Origin of the sequence: Paracoccus nototheniae (genome assembly GCF_004335005.1) — a bacterium.
GTDB classification, from domain to species: Bacteria; Pseudomonadota; Alphaproteobacteria; order Rhodobacterales; family Rhodobacteraceae; genus Paracoccus; species Paracoccus nototheniae.
The window spans coordinates 2501-5921 of record NZ_RQRT01000123.1 but is presented as its reverse complement, the minus strand read 5'-3'; the positions used below and the strand labels follow the sequence as shown (position 1 = coordinate 5921).

The window sequence follows — 3421 nt, the reverse complement described above, 5'->3', positions numbered from 1 at the left end:
CACCCGTCGCTCTGGGAGCGTTATCGGACGCAGATTGAGGGTCTGGCGGAGGCGCTGCAGCAGCCGTCGACGAAGCGGGAGGCGACGACGGCTGCTGCGGTGATTGATCAGCGAGATGCGGATGACGGCGGATCTGAGCGCACCGGATGGCCATCGGATCGAACTGGTGGGTGAGCTGGCGGGGATTTTGGGTCTGGCGTCGGGCGGCCAGATCGCGGGCGGTGCGACAGGTCGGCGTGGAGCACGCATGCGAAAGCCCCGGCGATTGGCCGGGGCTGATGTATCGTCTGAGTCTGTAACGATGGTTGCGGGGATAGGATTTGAACCTATGACCTTCAGGTTATGAGCCTGACGAGCTACCGGGCTGCTCTACCCCGCGCCATTTTTGTCCTGTTGGTTGTCTATGTCGATCGGAGAGATAATGCGTTTCTTACCAGGTCTGGCGGTGACCTACTCTCCCACGCCTTAAGACGCAGTACCATCGGCGCAGCGGCACTTAACGGCCGAGTTCGGGATGGGATCGGGTGTTTTGCTCGCGCTAGGGCCACCAGACCAGGAAAGAAACGCTCAGCGTCATTCTGCTTTCGCAGAACGAAGTTGTCCAAGGATGCCTTTTGGAGAAGTGATTTGCGTCGTCTTTTGACGGCGCCGATCTTGCTTCTACCGGATCAAATCAAGCCTATCGAGCCATTAGTACCGGTCAACTGAATGCATTGCTGCACTTACATCTCCGGCCTATCGACGTGGTGGTCTTCCACGGCTCTCAAGGGAGACCTTGTTTTGAGGGGGGCTTCACGCTTAGATGCCTTCAGCGTTTATCCTGTCCGGACATAGCTACCCTGCACTGCCGTTGGCACGACAACAGGTCCACCAGTGGTCCGTCCACCCCGGTCCTCTCGTACTAGGGGCAGCTCCTCTCAAGTCTCCAACACCCACGGCAGATAGGGACCGAACTGTCTCACGACGTTCTAAACCCAGCTCACGTACCTCTTTAAATGGCGAACAGCCATACCCTTGGGACCTGCTCCAGCCCCAGGATGAGATGAGCCGACATCGAGGTGCCAAACGATGCCGTCGATATGGACTCTTGGGCATCATCAGCCTGTTATCCCCAGCGTACCTTTTATCCGTTGAGCGATGGCCCTTCCACTCGGGACCACCGGATCACTATGGCCGACTTTCGTCTCTGCTCGACTTGTCAGTCTTGCAGTCAGGCTGGCTTCTGCCATTGCACTCAACGACCGATTTCCGACCGGTCTGAGCCAACCTTCGCGCGCCTCCGTTACTGTTTGGGAGGCGACCGCCCCAGTCAAACTACCCACCACGCAGGGTCCCGGACCCGGATAACGGGCCGCGGTTAGACATCAAGAGTGCGAAGGGCGGTATCTCAAGGATGGCTCCACGAGGACTAGCGTCCCCGCTTCAAAGCCTACCGCCTATCCTGCACATCGCAATCCTGATGCCAGTGCGAAGTTGTAGTAAAGGTGCATGGGGTCTTTCCGTCTAACCGCGGGAAGTCTGCATCTTCACAGACAATTCAATTTCGCTGAGTCCACATTTGAGACAGCGGGGAAGTCGTTACGCCATTCGTGCAGGTCGGAACTTACCCGACAAGGAATTTCGCTACCTTAGGACCGTTATAGTTACGGCCGCCGTTTACCGGGGCTTCAATTCAATGCTTGCACATCTCCTTTTAACCTTCCGGCACCGGGCAGGCGTCAGACCCTATACGTCGCCTTACGGCTTCGCAGAGCCCTGTGTTTTTAGTAAACAGTCGCCACCCCCTGGTTTGTGCCCCCGGCCTTCACTTGCGTAAAAACCGGGCCTCCTTCTCGCGAACTTACGGAGGTATTTTGCCGAGTTCCTTAAATGTGGTTCTCTCAAGCGCCTTGGTATTCTCTACCAGTCCACCTGTGTCGGTTTAGGGTACGGTCTTGTGGAGGGCTATTTCCAGGAACCCCTAAGCAGCCCGATCAATCCGTTAAGATCGAACTACCCTCGGGATCCGTCACCATCTCCTGGCCCAGGAATATTAACCTGGTTCCCATCGACTACGCCTTTCGGCCTCGCCTTAGGGGCCGGCTTACCCTGCTCAGATTAGCTTTAAGCAGGAACCCTTGGACTTTCGGCGACAGGGTCTCTCACCCTGTTTGTCGCTACTCATGTCAACATTCTCACTTCTGATCACTCCACCGGTTGCCTCACGGCCCGGCTTCACAGTCAGAACATTGCCTCCGTTATATCTTTTGTCCGTCATCCTTGCGGGTGACTATGGACGCCGAATACAAAAGAGGCAGCGTTCTATATCACAGAACGCTCCGCTACCACGCATCCCGAAGGATGCATCCAAAGCTTCGGCTCGTGGCTTGAGCCCCGTTACATCTTCGCCGCAAGACCTCTTGATTAGACCAGTGAGCTGTTACGCTATCTTTAAAGGATGGCTGCTTCTAAGCCAACCTCCTGGTTGTTTTGGAAGTCTCACATGCTTTCCCACTTAGCCACGAATTGGGGGCCTTAGCTGTTGGTCAGGGTTGTTTCCCTCTCCACGACGGACGTTAGCACCCGCCGTGTGTCTCCCGGATAGTTCTCTTGGGTATTCGGAGTTTGCTTAGACTCAGTAAGGCTGTGGGCCCCCATCATCCATGCAGTGCTCTACCCCCCAAGGAATACGTCCGAGGCGCTACCTAAATAGCTTTCGCGGAGAACCAGCTATCTCCAAGTTTGATTGGCCTTTCACCCCTAGGCACAAGTCATCCCGACCTTTTTCAACAGGTGTGGGTTCGGACCTCCAGTACGTGTTACCGTACCTTCATCCTGCTCATGCCTAGATCACTTGGTTTCGGGTCTGATCCGTCTAACTAAGTCGCCCATTTAAGACTCGCTTTCGCTGCGCCTACACCTACCGGCTTAAGCTTGCTAGACAGACCAAGTCGTTGACCCATTATACAAAAGGTACGCCGTCACCCCTCAAGGGGGCTCCGACTGCTTGTAGGCGTCCGGTTTCAGAAACTGTTTCACTCCCCTCGTCGGGGTGCTTTTCACCTTTCCCTCACGGTACTGGTTCGCTATCGGTCAGTAAGGAGTACTTAGCCTTCGAGGGTGGTCCCCCGATCTTCAGACAGGATTTCACGTGTCCCGCCCTACTTGATACGTCCCATTGAGCTTCCAATACGGGGCTGTCACCCGCTATGGCCATGCTTTCCAACATGTTCTTGTCACTCTCAAGGCTCGGCTGATCCGCGTTCGCTCGCCACTACTAGCGGAGTCTCTATTGATGTCCTTTCCTCCGGGTACTTAGATGTTTCAGTTCCCCGGGTTCGCTTCTTAAACCCTATGTATTCAGGTAAAAGATACCTGGTTATGCCCATTGTTGATTGCCCCGAAAGGCAACAACAACAAACATTCAGGTGGGTTTCCCCAT

General features: G+C 55.2%; 1 tRNA gene and 2 rRNA genes (1 of these 3 only partly in view). All 3 read right to left on the bottom strand.

The features are described from left to right. Positions 1-302: 302 nt before the first annotated feature. A tRNA-Met gene (locus EG885_RS21535) sits at positions 303-379 on the bottom strand. A 58-nt stretch (positions 380-437) separates the two neighbouring features. Continuing rightward, positions 438-552: ribosomal RNA gene (gene rrf / locus EG885_RS21530) — 5S ribosomal RNA — on the bottom strand. A 117-nt stretch (positions 553-669) separates the two neighbouring features. Then, positions 670-3421, bottom strand: a 23S ribosomal RNA gene (locus tag EG885_RS21525); it runs 118 nt beyond the window's last position.